This is a genomic window from Dyella halodurans (assembly GCF_026283925.1).
GTDB lineage: Bacteria > Pseudomonadota > Gammaproteobacteria > Xanthomonadales > Rhodanobacteraceae > Dyella > Dyella halodurans.
Map to the genome: position 1 here is coordinate 136,310 of NZ_JAPDPF010000008.1, position 18,168 is coordinate 154,477.

The window sequence follows — 18,168 nt, forward strand, 5'->3', positions numbered from 1 at the left end:
GCGATCACTTTCGCGACGGCACATCCCCCCGCCGCCTTTGTAGGAGCGCACCCTGTGCGCGAAAAGGGTGGCGGCGTCAACGCTACTTAGGCTTTTCGCGCACTGGGTGCGCTCCTACATGGGTAACGGTGAGGCATCAACCAATCGTCTCGTCATGCGTTGAACGGTTGATGCCCGGTCTATCCATCTTCTTCCGCGTACGCCAAGCCCTGGCGTCCCGCTTCCCTGAACATCCCTGCGCGCAGGGCGACTTTCGTGGTTCGTTGACTGCATGAACATCTCCGGCCCCTTCATTCGCCGCCCGATCGGCACCTCGCTGCTCGCCATCGGCGTCTTCGTGGTGGGCCTGATCTGCTACTTGCTGCTCGGCGTCGCGGCGCTGCCGAACATGCAGTTCCCAGTGATCTTCGTGCAGGCGAGCCAGGCCGGTGCCAGCGCCGGCACCATGGCGACCACGGTGGCGGCACCGCTGGAGCGGCATCTGGGTCAGGTGCCCGGCATCGACACCTTGCGCTCGTCCAGTTCGCTGGGCAGCACGCAGGTGTTCATGATGTTCAACACCGGCCGCAATCTGGATGCGGCTGCGCGCGATGTGCAGGCGGCCATCAATGCGGCCCAGTCCGACCTGCCCAGTGGCTTGAATGCGCCACCGAGCTACCAGAAGGCCAACCCGAACGACGACCCGATCATCGCGTTCGCCCTGACCTCCGACACGCAATCGGCGCGCGATCTGTACGACGTGGCCGATTCGCTGCTGGCGCAGCGCCTGCGTCAGCTCGAAGGCGTGTCGGAAGTGGACATCCTCGGCGCCGCCACGCCGGCGATCCGCGTCGACGTCAACCTGCGCCAGCTCAACGCATTGGGTCTCTCGCCCGACCAGCTGCGCAATGCGCTGACCGCGGCCAATGTGACCTCGCCGCAGGGGTTCCTGACGGACGGCAAGACCACCATGGCGGTCACCGCGAATGACTCGCTGCACAAGGCCGAAGACTTCGCCAACCTGGTGATCGCGTCGAACAAGGGCGTGCCGGTGCGCCTGTCGGACGTGGCCAAGGTCTACGACGGCCTGCAGGATGCCTATCAGGCGGCCTGGTTCCAGGGTAAGCCGGCCATCCTGATGTACGTCTACCGGCAGTCGACCGCCAACATCATCGGCACGGTGGACCGCGTGAAGGCGGCGGTGCCGATCCTGCGCAGCTATCTGCAGCCGGGCACCACGCTGACGCCGTATTTCGACGGCACGCCGACCATCCGCGCCTCGCTGCATGAAGTGCAGGCCACCTTGCTGATCAGCCTGCTGATGGTGATGCTGACCATGGCGGTGTTCCTGCGCCGGCTTGCGCCGACCCTGATCGCCACGGCGGCCGTGCCGCTGTCGCTGGCTGGCGCGGCGATCGCGATGTACATCCTCGGTTACACGCTCAACAACCTGACCCTGCTGGCGCTGGTGATTGCGATCGGCTTCGTGGTGGACGATGCGATCGTGGTGATCGAGAACATCGTGCGCCATATCGACCAGGGCATGACGCGCATGGACGCGGCGCTTGCAGGCGCGAAGGAAATCGGCTTCACCATCGTGTCGATTACCGCCTCGCTGGTGGCGGTGTTCATCCCGCTTCTGTTCATGGGCGGCATCACCGGCCTGTTCTTCAAGGAATTCACCATCACCCTGGTGGCGGCGATCATCGTCTCGGCGCTGGTTTCGCTCACGCTTACCACCTCGCTGTGCGGCCAGTTCCTCAGCGGCCATGAAGACGACAAGCCGACCACGCGCGTCGGCATCGCGTTGGAGAACTTCCAGCAAGCCCTGCTTGGCGTGTACTCGCGCGCGTTGAAGTTCTCGTTGAAGCACACGCTGGCTTTTGCCCTGACCCCGCTGGCGCTGATCGTGGTGACGATCCTGTTGTTTGGTGTGGTCAAGACCGGCATGTTCCCGCCGCAGGACACGGGACTGATTCGCGGCCGTGCCACCTCGGGAGCGACCGTATCATTCCAGGATGCCGTGGCACGCCAACAGCGGCTGATCGACATGCTGCTGAAGGACCATGACGTCGCCCGCGTCGGTTCCCGCCTGGGCACCAGTCGCCAGGGCGCTTCCGGCTCGTTCGACATCGAGCTGAAGACGCACGCCCAGGGCCGCAAGGACGACACCTTCGCCGTGCTGGCGCGACTCAGTGCCAAGGCCGCGCGTTATCCGGACCTCAACGTGCGCCTGCGCCCGATCCAGGATCTGCCCAGCTTCGGCGGTGGCGGCACCAGCCAGGGTGCGCAGTACCAGGTGTCCCTGCAAGGGGATGATCCCGAAGAGCTGCAGCTGTGGTTGCCCAAGCTGGTGGCCGAGCTGAAGAAGAATCCCAAGCTCAAGGACGTCGGCAGCGACGTCGACGACGCCGGCCTGCAACAGAACGTGGTGATCGACCGCGACAAGGCGGCACGCCTGGGCGTCGGCATCGGCACCATCGACGGCGCGCTCTACAACGCGTTTGGCCAGCGCCAGATCAGCACCATCTACTCCGACCTCAACCAGTACAAGGTGGTGGTCAACGCGCTGCCGAACCAGACCGCGACGCCAGCCGCCATCGATGCGCTTTACGTGGCCAGCACCAACGGCACGATGGTGCCGCTGACCGCGTTCGCGCGGCAGGAGCCGGGCCTGGCGCCCACCCAGGTCACGCACGAAAACCAGTACACCACGATGAGCATGAGCTTCAACCTCGCGCCTGGCGTGAGCATGGGCGAAGCGCTGCAGATCATCCAGAAGACCGGTTCGCAGATGCGCCTGCCGGGCGATATCCGCATCAACATCGGCGGCGATTTCCGGCGTTTCCAGCAATCGCAGAGCGGCATGCTGTGGTTGCTGCTCGGCGCCGTCGTCACCGTCTACATCGTGCTCGGCATGCTGTACGAGAGCCTGATCCACCCGGTCACGATCCTCTCGACCCTGCCGGCCGCCGGCGTCGGTGCGCTGCTCGCGTTGTGGCTCACCAATACCGAGCTGTCGGTGATCGCGCAGATTGCCCTGGTGTTGCTGATCGGCATCGTGAAGAAGAACGCCATCATGATGATCGACTTCGCCCTGGTCTCGCGCCGCGAGCGCGGGCTGAGCGCCATGGATGCCGCTTATGAGGCCTGCATGGTGCGCTTCCGCCCGATCATGATGACGACCATGGTGGCGATCCTCGCCGCGGTGCCGATCGCAGTGGGCCTGGGCGAGGGCTCCGACCTGCGCCGTCCCCTGGGTATCGCGCTGATCGGCGGCCTGATCATCTCGCAGAGCCTGACCCTGCTCAGCACGCCGGCGCTGTACGTGATCTTCACCTGCCTCGCCGATCGCGTGCATGCGTGGCGACTGCGGCATCGCCAGCCCCGACCCGTGCCGGCTGTGTAGGAGCGCACCCTGTGCGCGATCACGGCGTCGCCGCTCCGTAGGCTTATCGCGCACAGGGTGCGCTCCTACAAAAAAGGCTGGGGCACCATACTCTTGCGCATTGTCGGGGGCGGCGTGCTTTCGCCCTCCGGGCGAAATCGTGACAATAAGGGGCTTTCGTCCACCACTTCCGACCCCATGTCGGATGGCTCCGGACGAATCGAGCGTCCGCACGCCCCCTTTTGGTCATGCCGTAACCCGCGAGGTCATTGCAGAAATGTCGAACACGCCGAAGATCATCTACACGCTTACGGACGAAGCTCCGTACCTCGCCACGGCGTCCTTGCTGCCGATCGTCGAAGCCTTCACCAGCACGGCGGGCATCGCCGTCGAAACCCGCGACATCTCGCTGGCCGGCCGCATCATTGCGCTGTTCCCGGATGTGCTGAAGGACGACCAGAAGATCGCCAACGACCTGGCCGAGCTGGGCCAGCTGGCCACCACGCCGGAAGCGAACATCATCAAGCTGCCCAATATCAGCGCCTCGATGCCGCAGCTGAAGGCCGCGATCAAGGAACTGCAGGGCCAGGGTTACGCGTTGCCGGACTATCCCGAAGACCCCAAGGACGTCAGCGACTGGAACGTCAAGGCGCGCTACGACAAGGTCAAGGGCAGCGCCGTGAACCCGGTGCTGCGCGAAGGCAATTCCGACCGCCGCGCACCGCTCTCGGTGAAGAACTACGCACGCAAGCACCCGCATAAGATGGGGGCCTGGAGCGCGGACTCGAAGACCCACGTGGCGCACATGGACGGCGGCGATTTCTACGGCAGCGAGAAGTCCACCGTGGTCGCCAAGGGCGGCAACGTGTCGATCGAGTGGTTCGGCAAGGATGGCAGCCACAGCGTGCTGAAGGAGAAGACCGCGCTGAAGGATGGCGAGATCATCGACGCCGCCGTGATGAGCAAGAAGGCGCTGGCCAGCTTCATCGACGCGCAGATCGAGGACGCGAAGAAGCAGGGCGTGCTGTTCTCGCTGCATCTGAAGGCCACCATGATGAAGGTCTCCGACCCCATCATGTTCGGCGTGGTGGTGACCGAGTTCTACAAGGACGTGCTGGCCAAGCACGCCGACCCGCTCAAGAGCATCGGCTTCGACCCGAACAACGGCATCGGCGACCTGTACGCGCGCATCGGCAGCCTGCCGCAGCCACAGCAGGACGCGATCCTGGCCGACATCACGGCCGAGTACGCCAAGCGCCCGGCGCTGGCCATGGTCAATTCCGACAAGGGCATCACCAACCTGCACGTGCCCAGCGACGTGATCGTCGATGCGTCGATGCCGGCGATGATTCGCGACTCCGGCAAGATGTGGAACACCGAGGGCAAGCTGCAGGACACCAAGGCGATCATTCCGGACCGCAGCTATGCCGGCGTGTACCAGGTGGTGATCGAGGACTGCAAGGCGCACGGTGCGTTCAACCCGTCCACCATGGGCAGCGTGCCGAACGTGGGCTTGATGGCGCAGGCCGCCGAGGAATACGGCTCGCACGACAAGACCTTCAAGATCGCCGCCGACGGCGTGGTCAAGGTCATCGACGAGGCCGGCAAGGTGCTGCTGGAACAGGCGGTGGAGATGGGTGACATCTGGCGCATGTGCCAGACCAAGGACGCGCCGATCCAGGACTGGGTCAAGCTGGCGGTGGACCGCGCGCGCCTGAGCAACACGCCGGCGGTGTTCTGGCTCGATCCGCAGCGCGCGCACGATACCCAGATCATCGCCAAGGTCGAGCAGTATCTGAAGAACCATGATCTGAGCGGTCTCGATATGCGCATCATGTCGCCGGTGGAAGCCACGCGCTTCTCGCTGGAACGCATCCGCCAGGGCCAGGACACCATCTCGGTCACCGGCAACGTGTTGCGCGACTACCTCACCGACCTGTTCCCGATCATGGAACTGGGCACCAGCGCCAAGATGCTTTCCATCGTGCCGCTGATGGCCGGTGGCGGCTTGTTCGAAACCGGCGCAGGTGGCTCGGCGCCGAAGCACGTGCAGCAGTTCCTGGAAGAGGACTACCTCCGCTGGGATTCGCTGGGCGAATTCCTGGCCCTGGCCGCCTCGCTCGAGCACCTCGGCAACCGCTACCACAGCAAGGACGCCAGCGTGCTGGCCAAGACGCTGGACGAGGCGAACGGCAAGATCCTCGACAACAACAAGTCGCCGGCGCGCAAGGTCGGCGAACTGGACAACCGCGGCAGCCACTTCTACCTGGCCTTGTACTGGGCGCAGGCACTGGCCGCGCAGAACGACGACGCCAAGCTCAAGGCGAAGTTCGCCGCGTTGGCCAAGACGCTGGCCGACAACGAAGCCAAGATCATCGGCGAGTTGAACGGTGCGCAGGGCAAGTCCGTGGAGATCCAGGGTTACTACCACCCGAACCTGGCGCTGGTGAGCAAGGCCATGCGTCCGAGCGCGACGTTCAACGATGCACTCGCGGCGCTGGTTGCAGCGGGCTGATCGTCAGGTCGTCATGTACCGGAAAGAAGGCCGCGCAAGCGGCCTTCTTTCGTTACGGCCCCGCCGCATCTATTCGTCATCCCAGCGAAAGCTGGGATCCAGCGACTTTGGACGCACCCCAAGGCACTGGATTCCAGCTTGACCAGCCCTTCGGCTGTTAGGAGCCGCTGGAATGACGAGTGTTGGCTACGACGCGGATCCGGCGCACCTTTGCGTGTCAGCAACCTGCGCTACGCTCCCACCCATGAGCAGCGTGCCCATCCCGAGCGAGTCCACCGCACCCACCGGCCGCGCCACGGAAGTCTTCACCGTCTTCCTCGCCCTCGGCCTGCGCTCCTTCGGCGGCCCCATCGCACACCTGGGCTACTTCCGGCGCGCCTTCGTCGAACAGCGACGCTGGCTCGACGACGCGCGCTTCTCCCAATTGCTCGCGTTGTGCCAATTCCTGCCGGGCCCGGCGAGCAGTCAGCTTGGTTTCGCCATCGGCTTGCTGCGCGCAGGCTGGCCGGGGGCTATCGCCGCCTTCGTCGGCTTCACCCTGCCGTCGGCCGTGCTGATGCTCGCCTTCGCCTGGTGGGCGCCCTATCTGCATGGCGCATGGGGGCAGTCTCTGCTGCACGGGCTCAAGCTGGTGGCGGTGGTCGTGGTGGCGCAGGGCGTGCTCGGCATGTGGCGCACGCTGACGCCCGACTGGCCGCGCCGCGCGCTCGCACTGGGCGCGGCGGCCATCCTGCTGTGGCAGCCGCAGGCGTGGATGCAGCTGTTGGTGATCGTGCTCGCCGCGTTGCTGGCGCCGTGGCTCTGCCGCAACGTTGTAGCGCATCGCGATGCCGCACCCACGCCGCGCTACGGACATCGCGTGGCCATTGTGCTGCTATCCCTCTATGCAGCCCTGTTGTTGTTGGCGTGGGGCGTGGGTACGCGCGGCGCGCTGCTCGTGCAGATCGGCGCGGCGTTCTATCGCGCGGGCGCACTGGTCTTCGGAGGTGGCCACGTGGTGCTGCCGTGGTTGCGGCAAGCCTTGGTAGCGCCGGGCTGGGTGGACGAAGGCAGCTTCCTCGCCGGTTACGGCGCGGCGCAGGCCCTGCCGGGACCGATGTTCTCCTTGGCCGCCTACCTGGGCAGCCAGATGCAGGGCGGGCAGGGTGGTGTCACTGGCGCGCTGGTCGCATTGGCTGCGATCTTCCTGCCGGGCTTTCTGCTGCTGAGCGGCGTGCTGCCGTTCTGGCAGCGACTTTCCGCGCGCGCCGAAGCGGTACGCGTGGTTGCTTCGATCAACGCGGCAGTCGTCGGCCTGCTTGCCGCCGCGTTCTATCATCCCGTGTGGACGGGCACTATCGGTGGACCGGCTGACATCGTGATCGCCGCCTGTGGCTTTGCGATGCTCGCGCTGGCGCAGCAGCCTGCATGGGCCGCCGTGCTCTGGTGCGTGGCCGCCGCCTGTCTTGGCCCTTGGCTGGGCCGCTGAATGGATGATTCCCGCCAAGGAACCGGTGCTGTCGCGCCATGGTCAGAATGCAGATCCCCGAAGGAAGCACGCTCGATGAATCGGACCGCCTGTCGCACCTTGAACCGTCGTCGCCTGCATCGGGCGATGGCTGTGGCTCTGCTCGTTCTGGCGGGGGCGGCACCGGTGTTCGGACAAAACGCGCCGCCGCCCGGGGCAACGGCTCCGGCGCCATCTCAGGTCACCAATCTCGAGGGCGTGACGGTCAGTGGCATCCAGCCGGGACCGGGCCTGTGGAAGGTGAGCAAGGGTGATCACGTGATGTGGGTGCTGGGCACCTTGTCGCCGCTGCCCGAGCACATGCAATGGAAGACCGACGAAGTCGAGCAGACCATCGCCGACTCGCAGGAAGTATTGGGACCGCCGTCGGTGGCGCTGAAGCCCAAGACGAATTTCTTCGGCAAGTTGTTCCTGCTGCCCTCGTTGATCGGCGCCCGCAAGAATCCCGATGGCCAACGCCTGCAGCAAGTCGTGCCCGCGGCGGAATACGCGCGTTGGCAAGTGCTCAAGCAGCAATACATCGGTAGCGATCGCAGCGTGGAAGACTGGCGCCCGATCTTCGCGGCGGTCGAGTTGTACGACAAGGCGATCAAGCGCAGCGGACTGAGCTCCTCGGGCGGCGTGAAGGACACCGTGCGCGAACTGGCCAAGAAGCATGGCGTGAAGGTCAGCACGGCGCGTTACACGATGATGATCGATGAGCCGCGCGCGGCGGTGAAGACGTTCAAGGCTTCGCCCATGGACGACCTGGAATGTTTTGGGCGCACGCTCGATACCGTGGAACACGATCTGGGCCGCATCACGGCGCGCGCGAATGCCTGGGCCACGGGTGATCTCGAAGCGCTGCGCGGCCTGCCGATGAATGATCAGCGCGAAGCGTGCATTGCCGCGGTCACCGAAGCAGGCTTCGCCAAGCAGCTGGGCTTCAGCGATATCCAGCAGAAAGCCCAGGCGATCTGGCTGGGCGCTGCGGAGCAGGCGCTGAACACGAACACGCAAACCTTTGCCATGTTGCCGATGGAGGAAGTGCTGTCGGCGAAGGGTCTGATCGCGCAGCTGAAGGCGAAGGGTTATCAGGTAGAAGCGCCAGACGGCAGCGAGTAGCTCTTAGCTCGTAGCTCCCTCTCCCCTTTGGGGAGAGGGTTGGGGTGAGGGGTCAATCTTGCGATCGCGTTAGTTCAAAGCCGGCTCTCATGCGACCTCGTCGCGAGCACCCGCCCCTCACCTCAATCCTCTCCCCAAAGGGGAGAGGAAGGAAGGTCAAGCGCTCGCTCGTTCGAGCGTCGCGATATCCTCAGCACTCAACTGCAGCCTCACCGCCCCAGCCAGCTCCTTCAACTGCGCAACGCTGGTAGCACTGGCAATCGGCGCCGTCACGCTCGGGCGTGCCATCAACCACGCCAATGCCACCTGCGCGGCTGTCGCGCCGTACGCAGTCGCCACCTTGTCGAGGGCGGCGAGAATCCCGAGCCCGCGCGCATTGAGATACTTCTGCACGGAGCCGCCGCGGGCTGCACTCTTGGCCAGGTCGGCTTCACTGCGGTACTTGCCGCTGAGGAAGCCACTGGCCAACGCGTAGTAGTTGATCACGCTGATGTTCTCGGCTACGACCAGCGGCTCGAGTTCCTTTTCGTAAGCCGCACGATTGACCAGGTTGTATTCCGGCTGCAGGGTTTCGTAGCGCGGCAGGTTGTCTCGTGCGGAAACGGCGAGCGCTTCGCCGAAGCGGTCGGCGCCGTAATTGGACGCGCCGATCACGCGCACCTTGCCCTGCTCGATCAGCCGCGCGAATGCCCCGAGGGTTTCATGCAGCGGCACCGTCGCATCGTCCTCATGCGCCTGGTACAGGTCGATGTGATCCGTCTGCAGCCGCCTGAGCGAACCATCCACCGCCTGGTTGATATTCATCGGCGACAGGCCCGGGTGCTCGGCCCATTTCGCCACCTTGGTAGCGATCACCACCTTGTCGCGCTTGCCGCTGCGCTTCAGCCACTTGCCGATGATGGTCTCGGACTCGCCGCCGCGGTTGCCCGGCACCCAGGCCGAGTAGACGTCTGCGGTATCGATCAGGTTGAAGCCGGCATCAACGAAGGCATCCAGCAGTTCGAACGAACGTCGTTCGTCGGCGCTCCAGCCAAACACGTTGCCGCCGAAGGCGAGCGGTGCGACGGAAAGTGGGGATCGGCCAAGTGGGCGGAGCTGCATGGGCGAAGTCCTTGCTAGCGTGCCCGCCGCGGGATGCAGCGGGCGTACCCGCTCGACGTGGTAGCGACCCCGCGGCGAATCAAGTCGGCAGGCAGTCGCCGGCAACCAGTGCGGGGCGTGCCGAGCCCTCAGATGCGGCCTGCCTGTTCGAGCGTTCCCGCTTTCCGCTGGGCTTTTGGTCGGACTTCGGCGTTTCGGCCAATCGGCGCGCCAGTTCGGCATTGCTGATGTAGCCGTGCATGAACAACAGGTCAGTCCAGAGCGAGCTCATGACGTCCTCCCTTCGTGTTGCCATGTGTCTTGGGTGATTCAAGATAGGAGCCTCGCATGCGCCGCAAAAGCGATATATTCACAAGCCAGACTTGAGGGAATTTCAATATGGCGCGTGTCTCGCTGGATCTTCTCCAACAGTTCGTGCAGGTCGCCCGCCTGGGCAACCTCTCGCGTGCGGCCGAACAGGCCAACCTCACGGTCAGTGCACTCAGCCATCAAGTGCGCCAGCTGGAACAGCGACTGGAGCGCAGGCTGTTCGATCGTGGCCCGCGCGGCGTGCAGCTCACCCCGGAGGGACGCCGTCTGATGGAAGCGGTGGGCCATCACTTTGAAGGGATCGACCGCGCCCTGTCGGGTTACCGGGTCCGCCGCGAGGAAGCGCTGACGCTCAGTGCGATTCCCGGCGTGATGTCCAGCTGGCTGGTGCCGCGCCTGGCACGCCTGGTGGCGGCGCATCCCGAGCTGGAACTCAACCTGCAATCAAGCGTGGAACTGGTCAATTTCGATCGCGATCCGGTGGATGCGGCGATGCGTTATGGCCGCGGTCCCTGGCCCGGCCTGATCACCGAGCGCCTGTTCGACGAATGGATCGCCCCGGTGGCAGCGCCAGCCCTGCTGGAACGCATGCGTGGTGTCGATCCCCTCGATCTCGCCAAGTGGCCGCTGCTCGGCGATCCCGGCGATCGCTGGCGCGACTGGTTCACGGCCACCGGCGGCCAACCACCCAGGCGCTATGTGGCCCAGTTCGACAACACCGATGCCTTGCAGCGCGCGGCGAGCGAGGGCATGGGCGTGGCCTTGGGACGCATGGTGATGGCGCGGCCGTTGATCGAGGCAGGCTTGCTGCAGGTGCTGGGCAACCGTTACCTGCAGATTCCGGAGGCTTATTTTCTGGTGTATCCGGAGCGGGCGAGGGACCACGCAAGCCTGCGGATCTTTCGCGATTGGCTGCATGGGGAGGCCGCGGCGTATGCGCGGACGATGTCCTACGCGACGTCGTCGGTGGGCCTGAAGGCTGCCGCGCCCGACTTCTCTTAGAAACGCATCCTGTGCGCGAAAAGGTCCAGCCCCGCTCAAGCGCAAGGTTTCCCATCGCGCCCCAAAACGTCATCATTCCCCATTGCATCCTCCCCCATCCCCCGGAGTAAATCCCATGAAATCTCGCGCCGCCGTCGCCTGGGAAGCAGGTAAACCTCTCACTATCGAACACGTCGACGTCGCTGGCCCCAAGGCCGGTGAGGTGCTGGTACGCATCGTGGCGACGGGCGTGTGCCATACGGACGCCTTCACCTTGTCGGGTGCCGATCCGGAAGGCATGTTCCCGGTGATTCTCGGCCACGAAGGCGGCGGCATCGTCGAAGAAGTGGGTGAGGGCGTGACCTCGCTGAAAGTCGGCGATCACGTGATTCCGCTGTACACGCCCGAATGCGGCGAGTGCAAATTCTGCCTCTCGGGCAAGACCAATCTGTGCCAGAAGATCCGCGTGACCCAGGGCAAGGGCTTGATGCCGGACGGCACCTCGCGCTTCTCGCTCAACGGCAAGCCGCTGCTGCATTACATGGGCACCAGCACGTTCAGCGAATACACCGTACTGCCGGAAATCTCGCTGGCGAAGATCAACAAGGCGGCGCCGCTGGAAAAGGTGTGTCTGCTCGGTTGCGGCATCACCACTGGCATCGGCGCCGTGCTCAATACCGCCAAGGTGGAGCCGGGTGCGAGCGTGGCGGTGTTCGGCATGGGTGGCATCGGACTGTCGGTGGTGCAGGGGGCGGTCATGGCGAAGGCCGGGCGCATCGTGGTGGTGGACACCAACCCGGACAAGTTCGTCATGGCCAAGGCGCTGGGCGCGACGGACTTCATCAACCCGACGGACTATCCGGACACGCCCATCCAGCAGGTCATCGTGGACCTTACCGACGGCGGCGTGGACTACTCGTTCGAGTGCATCGGCAACGTGCAGGTGATGCGTTCGGCACTGGAGTGCTGCCACAAGGGTTGGGGCGAGTCGATCATCATCGGCGTGGCAGGCGCCGGGCAGGAAATCAGCACGCGCCCCTTCCAGCTGGTGACCGGCCGCGTGTGGCGGGGCTCGGCCTTTGGCGGCGTCAAAGGGCGCACGCAGCTGCCGGGTTACGTGGATCGCTATATGGCCGGCGAGATCAAGATTGACGAGATGATCACCGAGGTCTTGCCGCTAGAGCGCATCAACGAGGCGTTCGACCTGATGCACGAGGGCAAGGTGATCCGCTCGGTGATCCACTACTGAGCAGGCGAAGGCCTGGGCTGGCTGCATGAAAGCCTGGCTTTAGCGTCGTGTGCTCTGCTGCCGCCATCCGTCGCCGTTGAGTCCTTGCCAGGATCTTCGGCGGGGCGAGATGGCGCTGCACGGGCAGCTGCGGTCCATCCACCATTCGTATACGTGGCGCCCGGCAAGCTGCGTGCTAGCCTGCCGTGCAGCCATGTTTCCCGATCTGTTCCATCTAGGGGTTGTCGATGAATAAGCGTGTGATTCCAGGTCTGGCAGCGTTGCTGCTGGCGGCTTGCAGCGGCTCGTCCGCGCCGGCTGATGCGCAGTCGCAGGATCAACCGGCCGGCGCCCTCGTGCCGCCGACCAGCGCCACCGATTTCACCGCCTCGCGGCTGGATCAGGTGCTGGCAGGCGATTGGCGCTCGGCGGAAAACCGGGCGCGCGATGTCTATCGCCATCCCAAGGCCACGCTGCAGTTCTTCGGCCTGCGGCCGGATCAGACGGTGATCGAAATCACCCCGGGTGGCGGCTGGTACAGCGAAATCCTCGCACCGCTGTTGCGCGACAACGGTCATTACATCGCTGCCGTGCAGAAGCCGAAAGAGGATGGCGAAGCGCGCCGCGATGTCACCGCGTTGCGCGAAAAGTTCGCCGGCAATCCGGCGCAATTCGGCAAGGCGCAGATCCTGGAGTTCGACCCGAAGGCGCCGGCATTCGGTGCGCCGGGTTCGGCCGACCTGATCCTGACCTTCCGCAACGTGCACAACTGGGTGATGGCCGATACCGCACCGGCGATGTTCAAGGCGTTCTATGCCGCCTTGCGTCCGGGCGGCGTGCTTGGCGTGGTGGATCATCGCGCGGCGGACAACGCCAACGTCGATACCATCAAGGAAAGCGGCTACCTGCCCACCGGCTTCGTGGTGAAGCTGGCGACCGACGCCGGCTTCAAGCTGGAAGAACAAAGCGAGATCAACGCCAATCCGAAGGACACCAAGGATTACGCCAAGGGCGTCTGGACGTTGCCGCCCACGCTCACCTTGGGTGATCAGGACAAGGCCAAGTATCTCGCCATCGGCGAATCGGATCGCATGACCCTGCGTTTCGTGAAGCCTGAAGCGCCGGCCAAGTCGCCGTGATTGACGACGATCGCGCGCCGAGCTGGCGCGCGATCGAAGCCGCATGCTGATCGCGCTCAACAAACCCTATGGCGTGCTGTGCCAGTTCAGCGATGCGGACGGCCGCCGCACGCTGGCGGACTTCGTCACGCAGAAAGATGTCTATCCGGCCGGCCGGCTCGATCACGACAGCGAGGGCTTGCTGCTGCTGACCGATGATGGTCGCCTCGCGCATCGCCTTACCGACCCTAAGCACAAGCAGCCCAAGACCTACCTGGTGCAGGTCGATGGCCAGGTCACCGACGATGCGGTGGCAGCGCTGCGGCGTGGCGTCGTGCTCAATGATGGCCCCACGCTGCCGGCAGGCGCGGAACACGCCGTCGAACCGGATTGGCTGTGGCCGCGAGATCCGCCCGTGCGCTTTCGCAAGCTGATACCTACCAGCTGGCTGCGCATCACCTTGCGCGAAGGCCGCAACCGCCAGGTACGGCGCATGACGGCCGCAGTGGGTTTCCCCACCCTGCGCCTGATCCGCGAGCGCATCGGCCCGCACGCGCTGGACGGGCTGCCCCCCGGAGAAACCCGCGTCATCCCCCTGTAGGGGCGCTTCAGGCCAGCCCGAAGAACGCCTCTGCGGTCGCCGTGCTGTTGGCCGCCGCGACTTCCACCGGCTCGCCACGATCCCGCGCGATTTCTTCGCAGATATGCCGCAAGTACATCGGCTCATTGCGTCGATGGGCAGGTTGCGGCCGCACGGTGCGCGGCAGCAGATAGGGCGCATCGGTCTCGATCATCAGGCGATTCGCGGGAATCTCCTTCACGAGCTCGCGCAAATGCGTGCCACGCCGTTCGTCGCAGATCCAGCCGGTGATGCCGATATGGCAATCCAGCGCGAGATAGTCACGCAAGGCTTCGCCCGTATCGGTAAAGCAATGCACGACGGCGCCCGGCAGCTTGTCGCGGTAACGGCGCAGCAAGGCAATGAAATCATGGTGCGCATCGCGCTGGTGCAGGAATAGCGGCTTCTGCACGTCCACCGCGATCTGCAGCTGGCGCTCGAACACCGCGAGTTGTACGTCGCGAGGCGAATAGTTGCGGTTGTAGTCCAGCCCTGTTTCGCCGACGGCACGCACTTCCGCGTGCGTGGCGAGCTCGCGCATCAGCGCGTCGGTGGCATCGTCGTAGTCGATCGCGTGGTGCGGATGCACACCCGTCGTGGCGTAAAGCACGCCCGGATGCTTCTGCGCCAGCGCGAGGGCGTGCGTGCTGCCATCCCGCGACGCGCCGGTGACGATAAGTCGCGCCACACCATGCGCATGCGCACGCTGCAGCACGGCATCAAAGTCGTGGTGGAACGATTCGTGGGTGAGATTCGCGCCGATATCGAGCAACTGCATGGGCTTGATGGACCGCTAAAAAGGGCGATTGTCCCAGACTGCCGCCATGGCCGCACACGCCGAGCTTGTTGGAGAACTGGGCCCGTGGCAGCGGGCGCATTCCTGAACCGGCTGGGACGCTTATGTCGTCAAAGGCACCGAATGGTCATATCCGCTGTCTAGGCTTCTTGGAGGCGGGTCGAACGTGATCATCCGCATATGGTCGATAAGGGTGATGCGTCGTGAGGAACCGTGCTCGCTTAGCGGCCAACGGGTGTGTTAACAATGAGCCTTCGATGCCGTTGGGGGCGGCGTGGAATGGGCATATTGCCGGGTTTCCGAGCGGGGTGTACGTATGTCGGCAGTCGCAAAGCCGGTGGTGGGTAAGGAGGGGCGGGCGATGGATGGCCAGGAAGCAGCGGTCTGCGCGTTGCTGGTTTCGCGCGGGCGGCTGAAAGACTCCGACCTGGCGCGGGCGCGCCGGCTACACGAGGAGTCCCCCGAAGGCACCCTCACCGCCCTGATGGCCCGACTGGGGCTGGTGTCCGAGCGCGACCTGGCCGAAGCCTGGTCCGAGCTGCTGCAGACGCCGCTGCTGGCTGCCCGCGAGGCACCCGAACTGCCGCCAACGGAGCTGGACGTATCCAGCCGCTTCCTCAAGCAGCATCACGTGGTGCCGGTGCGAGTGGATGAGGATGGCCTGGGCCTGGTGATGGCCGATCCGGCGGATGCCTACCCCCTGCAGGCCATCCAGCTCGCCGCCGGCCGACCGGTGGTGCTGCGCGTCGGCCTGCGCTCGGAGATCGACGACCTGATCGAACGTTATTACGGTTCCGGCCGCTCGGCGATGGGCACCATCGTCGAGAACCTGGACGGCAGCGCGGCGGTCGAGGATGACGTGGAACACCTGCGTGACCTCGCTTCCGAGGCGCCCGTGATCCGGCTGGTGAACCTGATCCTGCAACGCGCGGTGGAACAGCGCGCGTCGGACGTGCATATCGAACCGTTCGAGAATCGCCTGAAGGTGCGCTATCGCATCGACGGCGTGCTGCACGAGGTGGAGGCGCCGCCATCCAGCTCGACCGCCGCGGTGATCTCGCGCGTGAAGATCATGGCCAAGCTCAACATTGCCGAGCGTCGCCTGCCGCAGGATGGTCGCATCCAGCTGCGCGTACAGGGCAAGGAGCTGGATCTGCGCGTATCTACCGTGCCGACCAGTTTTGGCGAATCGGTGGTGATGCGTATCCTCGACCGTGAGTCGGTGGTCTTCGACTTCGCCTCGCTGGGCTTCACCGACAACTTCCAGCAGCGCTTCGTCGACGTGCTAGATCGCCCGCACGGCATCCTGCTGGTCACGGGCCCGACCGGTTCGGGCAAGACCACCACTCTGTACACGGCGCTGTCGCAGATCAACACGCCGGACGTGAAGATCATCACCGTCGAAGACCCGGTCGAGTACCAGATCGAGGGCATCAACCAGATCCAGGTCAAGCCGCAGATCGGGCTGGATTTTGCCGGTGCGCTGCGCTCCATCGTGCGCCAGGATCCGGACGTGATCATGATCGGCGAAATGCGCGATCTGGAAACCTGCCGCATCGCCATCCAGTCCGCGCTCACCGGCCACCTGGTGCTGTCCACCCTGCATACCAACAGTGCGGCCGGCGGCATCACGCGTCTGCTCGATATGGGCGTGGAGGATTACCTGCTCGGCTCCACCGTCAACGGCATCCTGGCGCAGCGACTGGTACGTCGCCTCGATCCTGAGACGGCGACGTCGTATGAGGCGTTGCCTGAAGTGGTCGAGCAGTTCGAGCTGTACAAGTACACCGACGAGCGTCCGATCCGTTTATGGAAACCAGGCAGCAGCGCGGCCAACCCGACCGGTTATCGTGGGCGCCGCGCCATCATGGAATTCCTGGTGATGAGCGATCCCTTGCGCCGCATGGTGATGCAACGCGCCGATGCCGGCGAAATCGAACGCCAGGCCCGCGCCGAAGGCATGCGCACCATGTACGAGGACGGTATCGCCAAGGCCGTAGCGGGCATCACCACCCTTGAGGAGGTGTTGCGTGTCACGCAGGAATCGTGAGTTTTCTCCCTCTCCCCTCTGGGGAGAGGGTTGGGGTGAGGGGCGGGTGCTCGCGAGAGCGCGTATGTTTCGTCTACGTCATCCCCGCGAAAGCGGGGATCCAGCGTCTTTAAGCTCTCGCCTTGCGCGACATCCAAAGGCACTGGATCCCCGCTTTCGCGGGGATGACGGTGAGGGAATAACTGTTTTACCGCGAGCACCCGCCCCTCACCTCGATCCTCTCCCCGAAGGGGAGAGGAGGTTTCGAGCATGAGCCAATTCCGCTATCGCGCCATCAGCGCTGCCGGCGAGACGCTGCAAGGCCAGATGGAGGCCAGCAGCCTCGAGGAAGTGATCAGTCGCCTACAGGATCAGGGGCACACGCCGCTGGACGCCCAGGCTGCGGGTGCCGAAGTCGACGGCAGCGGTCTGGCGGCACTGTTCCGGCGAGGCCCGTTCACCGGCGACCAGCTCGCGCAGTTCACCCATCAGCTCGCCACCCTGCTCGGCGCGGGCCAGCCCTTGGATCGTGCGTTGGGCATTCTGCTGGAGCTACCCGAGAGTGAGCGCGCGAAGAAGCTCATCGAGCGGGTGCGTGATCGCGTGCGCGGCGGTACGCCGCTGTCGCAGGCGCTGGACGAAGAGCACGGCGTGTTTCCCAAGCTCTATATCAGCCTGGTGCGCGCGGGCGAGGCCGGCGGTTCGCTGGAAGACACCCTGCGCCGCCTGGCCGAGTACCTGGAGCGTACGCAGCAGCTGCGCGGCAGCATCATCAATGCGCTGATCTATCCGGCCTTCCTGATGGTCGGTGTGCTGGGCTCGTTGCTGCTGTTGCTGGCGTACGTAGTGCCGCAATTCGTGCCGATCTTCCAGGACATGCAGGTGCCGATTCCGCTGATCACCCAGCTGGTGCTGGCCGTGGGCAATACCTTGCAGACGTGGTGGTGGTTGCTGTTGATCCTGCTGGTGGTGGGCGTGCTGGTGGCGCGTGCGCGGCTGCGCGATCCGGCGACGCTGCTGGCATGGCATGCGCGGCAGCTCAGCCTGCGTGTCGTCGGTCCGCTGTTGCTGAAGGTGCAGACCGCGCGTATCGCGCGCACGCTCGGCACCCTGCTGAAGAATGGCGTGCCCCTGCTTTCGGCACTGACCATTGCGCGCCAGGTCACCGCAAATCGTGCGCTGGACCAGGCGCTGGAACAGGCGGCGGAGCAGGTCAAGGGTGGCGCCGGCCTGAGCTTCTCGCTGGCACAGTCGCAGCGTTTTCCGCGATTGGCCCTGCAGATGGTGCAGGTAGGCGAGGAAGCCGGCCAACTCGACACCATGCTGCTGAAGGTGGCCGACACCTTCGAACTGGAAAGCCGTCGCGCCATCGATCGTTTGCTGGCCGCGCTGGTGCCGGCACTGACCATTGTGATGACCGTGCTGGTGGCGATCATCATGGCGGCAATCCTGCTGCCCTTGCTCAGTCTTACCAGCAACATTCAGTAAGCCGCG

The 18,168-nt window shown here is 64.8% G+C and carries 13 protein-coding genes; 10 read left to right on the forward strand and 3 right to left on the reverse strand.

Features of this window, described 5'->3' with window-relative positions; translation table 11 throughout:
* Positions 1 to 271 precede the first annotated feature (271 nt).
* The 4 genes from OUZ49_RS16175 to OUZ49_RS16190 all read left to right on the forward strand — a co-directional run bounded on the left by OUZ49_RS16175 (position 272) and on the right by OUZ49_RS16190 (position 8,493).
* Positions 272 to 3,388, forward strand: coding sequence for an efflux RND transporter permease subunit (locus tag OUZ49_RS16175; RefSeq protein WP_266151599.1), 3,117 nt, complete (start codon positions 272 to 274; stop codon positions 3,386 to 3,388).
* 256 nt (positions 3,389 to 3,644) lie between these two features.
* Positions 3,645 to 5,882 carry an NADP-dependent isocitrate dehydrogenase gene (locus OUZ49_RS16180; protein WP_266151600.1) on the forward strand — a complete coding sequence of 746 codons (2,238 nt, stop codon included), beginning with the start codon at positions 3,645 to 3,647 and terminating at the stop codon, positions 5,880 to 5,882.
* 244 nt (positions 5,883 to 6,126) lie between these two features.
* Positions 6,127 to 7,350 (forward strand): chromate efflux transporter, encoded by a 1,224-nt coding sequence (chrA, locus tag OUZ49_RS16185; RefSeq protein WP_266151601.1) that lies wholly within the window; start codon positions 6,127 to 6,129, stop codon positions 7,348 to 7,350.
* Between the two features lie 75 nt (positions 7,351 to 7,425).
* Entirely contained in the window at positions 7,426 to 8,493 is a 1,068-nt protein-coding gene (locus tag OUZ49_RS16190) for a TraB/GumN family protein (RefSeq protein WP_266151602.1), read from the forward strand.
* Between the two features lie 156 nt (positions 8,494 to 8,649).
* Here OUZ49_RS16190 and OUZ49_RS16195 read toward each other — a convergent pair whose 3' ends face one another.
* Together OUZ49_RS16195 and OUZ49_RS16200 are read right to left on the reverse strand one after the other, a co-directional pair.
* Complete coding sequence (locus tag OUZ49_RS16195; RefSeq protein ID WP_266151603.1) at positions 8,650 to 9,594, reverse strand: aldo/keto reductase; 945 nt, start codon at positions 9,592 to 9,594, stop codon at positions 8,650 to 8,652.
* A gap of 79 nt (positions 9,595 to 9,673) precedes the next feature.
* Complete coding sequence (locus tag OUZ49_RS16200) at positions 9,674 to 9,865, reverse strand: hypothetical protein (RefSeq protein ID WP_266151604.1); 192 nt, start codon at positions 9,863 to 9,865, stop codon at positions 9,674 to 9,676.
* A 107-nt stretch (positions 9,866 to 9,972) separates the two neighbouring features.
* Here OUZ49_RS16200 and OUZ49_RS16205 point away from each other — a divergent pair, with 107 nt between their 5' ends.
* From OUZ49_RS16205 to OUZ49_RS16220, 4 genes are all read left to right on the forward strand, one after another.
* A complete protein-coding gene (locus OUZ49_RS16205; RefSeq protein ID WP_266151605.1) occupies positions 9,973 to 10,905 on the forward strand; it encodes a LysR substrate-binding domain-containing protein in 933 nt (310 codons plus the stop codon).
* 115 nt (positions 10,906 to 11,020) lie between these two features.
* The gene (locus OUZ49_RS16210) at positions 11,021 to 12,133 is read left to right on the forward strand and encodes an S-(hydroxymethyl)glutathione dehydrogenase/class III alcohol dehydrogenase (protein ID WP_266151606.1); all 1,113 of its coding nucleotides are present in this window, start codon (positions 11,021 to 11,023) and stop codon (positions 12,131 to 12,133) included.
* 227 nt (positions 12,134 to 12,360) lie between these two features.
* Positions 12,361 to 13,251 carry a class I SAM-dependent methyltransferase gene (locus OUZ49_RS16215; RefSeq protein ID WP_266151607.1) on the forward strand — a complete coding sequence of 297 codons (891 nt, stop codon included), beginning with the start codon at positions 12,361 to 12,363 and terminating at the stop codon, positions 13,249 to 13,251.
* Between the two features lie 43 nt (positions 13,252 to 13,294).
* Positions 13,295 to 13,831 (forward strand): pseudouridine synthase, encoded by a 537-nt coding sequence (locus OUZ49_RS16220; protein ID WP_266151608.1) that lies wholly within the window; start codon positions 13,295 to 13,297, stop codon positions 13,829 to 13,831.
* A gap of 7 nt (positions 13,832 to 13,838) precedes the next feature.
* Here OUZ49_RS16220 and OUZ49_RS16225 read toward each other — a convergent pair whose 3' ends face one another.
* Positions 13,839 to 14,627 carry a TatD family hydrolase gene (locus OUZ49_RS16225; protein ID WP_266151609.1) on the reverse strand — a complete coding sequence of 263 codons (789 nt, stop codon included), beginning with the start codon at positions 14,625 to 14,627 and terminating at the stop codon, positions 13,839 to 13,841.
* A gap of 334 nt (positions 14,628 to 14,961) precedes the next feature.
* Here OUZ49_RS16225 and gspE point away from each other — a divergent pair, with 334 nt between their 5' ends.
* Together gspE and gspF are read left to right on the forward strand one after the other, a co-directional pair.
* Positions 14,962 to 16,695 carry a type II secretion system ATPase GspE gene (gene gspE, locus OUZ49_RS16230; RefSeq protein WP_380005271.1) on the forward strand — a complete coding sequence of 578 codons (1,734 nt, stop codon included), beginning with the start codon at positions 14,962 to 14,964 and terminating at the stop codon, positions 16,693 to 16,695.
* A gap of 249 nt (positions 16,696 to 16,944) precedes the next feature.
* Complete coding sequence (gspF, locus tag OUZ49_RS16235) at positions 16,945 to 18,162, forward strand: type II secretion system inner membrane protein GspF (protein WP_266151610.1); 1,218 nt, start codon at positions 16,945 to 16,947, stop codon at positions 18,160 to 18,162.
* The last annotated feature ends 6 nt before the right edge of the window (positions 18,163 to 18,168 follow it).

Excerpts from the sequence above, each read along its gene's own strand:
- OUZ49_RS16175 (WP_266151599.1), top strand. The coding sequence starts at position 272 with ATGAACATCTCCGGCCCCTTCATTCGCCGCCCGATCGGCACCTCGCTG.
- OUZ49_RS16180 (WP_266151600.1), top strand. The coding sequence starts at position 3,645 with ATGTCGAACACGCCGAAGATCATCTACACGCTTACGGACGAAGCTCCG.
- chrA (WP_266151601.1), top strand. The coding sequence starts at position 6,127 with ATGAGCAGCGTGCCCATCCCGAGCGAGTCCACCGCACCCACCGGCCGC.
- OUZ49_RS16190 (WP_266151602.1), top strand. The coding sequence starts at position 7,426 with ATGAATCGGACCGCCTGTCGCACCTTGAACCGTCGTCGCCTGCATCGG.
- OUZ49_RS16195 (WP_266151603.1), bottom strand. The coding sequence starts at position 9,594 with ATGCAGCTCCGCCCACTTGGCCGATCCCCACTTTCCGTCGCACCGCTC.
- OUZ49_RS16200 (WP_266151604.1), bottom strand. The coding sequence starts at position 9,865 with ATGAGCTCGCTCTGGACTGACCTGTTGTTCATGCACGGCTACATCAGC.
- OUZ49_RS16205 (WP_266151605.1), top strand. The coding sequence starts at position 9,973 with ATGGCGCGTGTCTCGCTGGATCTTCTCCAACAGTTCGTGCAGGTCGCC.
- OUZ49_RS16210 (WP_266151606.1), top strand. The coding sequence starts at position 11,021 with ATGAAATCTCGCGCCGCCGTCGCCTGGGAAGCAGGTAAACCTCTCACT.
- OUZ49_RS16215 (WP_266151607.1), top strand. The coding sequence starts at position 12,361 with ATGAATAAGCGTGTGATTCCAGGTCTGGCAGCGTTGCTGCTGGCGGCT.
- OUZ49_RS16220 (WP_266151608.1), top strand. The coding sequence starts at position 13,295 with ATGCTGATCGCGCTCAACAAACCCTATGGCGTGCTGTGCCAGTTCAGC.
- OUZ49_RS16225 (WP_266151609.1), bottom strand. The coding sequence starts at position 14,627 with ATGCAGTTGCTCGATATCGGCGCGAATCTCACCCACGAATCGTTCCAC.
- gspE (WP_380005271.1), top strand. The coding sequence starts at position 14,962 with ATGTCGGCAGTCGCAAAGCCGGTGGTGGGTAAGGAGGGGCGGGCGATG.
- gspF (WP_266151610.1), top strand. The coding sequence starts at position 16,945 with ATGAGCCAATTCCGCTATCGCGCCATCAGCGCTGCCGGCGAGACGCTG.